Genomic DNA, 2,251 nt, shown 5'->3' on the forward strand with positions numbered 1-2,251 from the left:
GGTCAGCAAGGATCCTGCCTTCGCGGAGAAGGTCGCCGACATCGTTGGCCTTTACCTTGATCCGCCCGGTGAGGCTGTCGTGCTCAGCCTGGACGAGAAGACGCAGATCCAGGCGCTGGACCGCACCCAGCCACTACTGCCGATCGAGTTCGACGCCTGCGAGAAACGCACCCACGACTACGTCCGGCATGGCACTACCGACCTGTTCGCCGCGTTGAATGTCGCGACCGGAGAAATTTTCGGGGAGTGCCGACCAACTCATGACGGCGCGGAATTCCTGTCCTTTCTCAAGAAAGCTGTCAAGCCTCACGGCGGCAAGGAAATTCATGTCGTGCTGGACAATCTTTCCACCCACACCACGCCCGATGTTGAGGCATGGCTGGAGGAGAACCCGCACGTGCATTTCTACTTCACCCCGGTCGGATCGTCGTGGATCAATCAGATCGAAACGTGGTTCGGTATCATCACCCATCAGTCGATCCGCCGCGGTACCTTCACCTCCGTACAGCTTCTCATCCAGCAGATCCGGGACTACATCGCCCACTGGAACAGCAATCCGAAGCCATTCACATGGACTGCGACCGCGGACGAGATCCTCGCCAAAGTCCAGCTTATCCAGACCAACATCAAGAAACTTGTCGACAACAACAGAAAGTAAAGTCAGTGGAATCACGAGACACTAGTCTCTGACTTGAATTTGAACCCTTGACCGAAGATCTCCGCTTCTGCTTCGTCGAAGGTTTTTCCATTCAGATTAGGAAGACTTGCTACACCACACACCTCGTTGGCGTTGTGGACGAGGTCGGGGGTCGTACCAGCCTCCACTCCACCAGCTTCTGGCAGGTCCCATCCACCAGTATCGATCGGGTTCTCGTCGTCGGGGTTGGTGGGTGAGTCGGGGTTGATCGGCGGGGCAGGAGGCCTACCGCCACCGGATGAACGGCCGGCACCACCCGCAGCCGGATCAGGTCCGGGCTCGTCCGGCAGGCAGGTAGTCGCCAGCGGCGACGGACCCCCCACCGAGGCGCAGTTACCGTCCGTGCCCTGCCCGGACGCACCGTCCCCCCGCGGCAACAAATCCGCACAGATCCCCGGCGCTCACTGCGAAGAGCCGCATATGTTCCACGGTGAGTGGAATTACACTCTTGCGGCGCTGGCGGCAGCGTAGGTAATAGAAGATGTAGTTATTTCTTTACAGGGCCATATTTTACCGGAAATAAGGTATTGACCAGTTGTGGACACCTATCAAGGGGACTCTTCCGGAAGATCTTCGAAAAACTGTGCAACAGGATAGTTTGCGATCAGCCGAGCAAGTCCCACGGGTGTTTGTCCGTAGTTGTTAGCCCGCCATGGGTCAGCGCCACGCTCCCGTAGCAGGGAAATAAGTTCACCTCGACCACGCGAGTTGAAGGCCGCCTTTGACAGAGGCGTGTTACCGAATTTGTCCACGCTGTCAATCGTCGCCCCAGCATCCAAAAGCGCCCGTGCTGCCGCAACAGAATAATCCTGAGCTGCGAAATGCAACGGGGTAAATCCCTCGATATCCGCAACATTTGGATCGTGCCCATCTGCGAGGAGCTCCACAACCCGCTCAACATCGTTATCTACTGCTGCATAATGCAAGGGTGTACGCTTCATTCGGTCCATTTTCTCACCTCGGATCCTCATAGCGATGGGACCTATTGGAAAACCGATCCTCCAACTGATAGATATCCGAATTATTCCGATCCTCGATTACTTGGTCGCGGGTCCACCATTCAGGTCGCGCTCGTTCTTGCGTCCGCCGCCACTCGCGACCTGGCTTGTGACCGATGTCAGGATTACCTTCGATCCGCCGACCAGTATTTGGGTCGATCAGATTACCATCGGCATCCCGTGGGGCATCTTCAAGGATCTTCTCTTTTACCTTTTTCCGTAACCTAACTCGGCTGGCCGCTGGATCGTCGTTCTTCTTACGGGCTTCAAGAATAGTAGCGCCGTCTAGTAGACCCTCGAGACTTGGGAAGATCGTGGTATTGGGACCCAGCTCCGCACCCGGAAAGATCGTAACCGGGGAATCCACCAGATCACCCGGAAACACCGGGAACGGCGGCACACACGCCCCCACCAACGGCACCACCCCCGCCGACACCGCACACCCCAACCCGGCAAACCCCGACACGGTCACCTGTGTGTCCGCCGGAGCAGCCCCCGCACCAGCCGACGCCGTCGGCCCCGTAAACACCGGAGAATCCGACGCACCCGGCCCATA

At 57.8% G+C, this 2,251-nt stretch carries 3 protein-coding genes; 1 reads left to right on the plus strand and 2 read right to left on the minus strand.

The features are described 5' to 3' along the window. On the plus strand, positions 1 to 658 hold a 658-nt coding region (locus tag U9977_RS10705; RefSeq protein ID WP_322749069.1), incomplete at its 5' end, for an IS630 family transposase. Between the two features lie 587 nt (positions 659 to 1,245). Here the strand turns inward: U9977_RS10705 and U9977_RS10710 are convergent. Both U9977_RS10710 and U9977_RS10715 read right to left on the minus strand, forming a co-directional pair. Next, positions 1,246 to 1,647: an ankyrin repeat domain-containing protein gene (locus tag U9977_RS10710; RefSeq protein WP_322749070.1), complete on the minus strand. Its 402-nt coding sequence runs from the start codon at positions 1,645 to 1,647 to the stop codon at positions 1,246 to 1,248. A gap of 4 nt (positions 1,648 to 1,651) precedes the next feature. Beyond that, on the minus strand, positions 1,652 to 2,251 hold a 600-nt coding region (locus tag U9977_RS10715), incomplete at its 5' end, for an HNH/ENDO VII family nuclease (protein WP_322749071.1).

This window comes from Protofrankia sp. Cas8 (genome assembly GCF_963555845.1).
Lineage (GTDB): Bacteria > Actinomycetota > Actinomycetes > Frankiales > Frankiaceae > Protofrankia.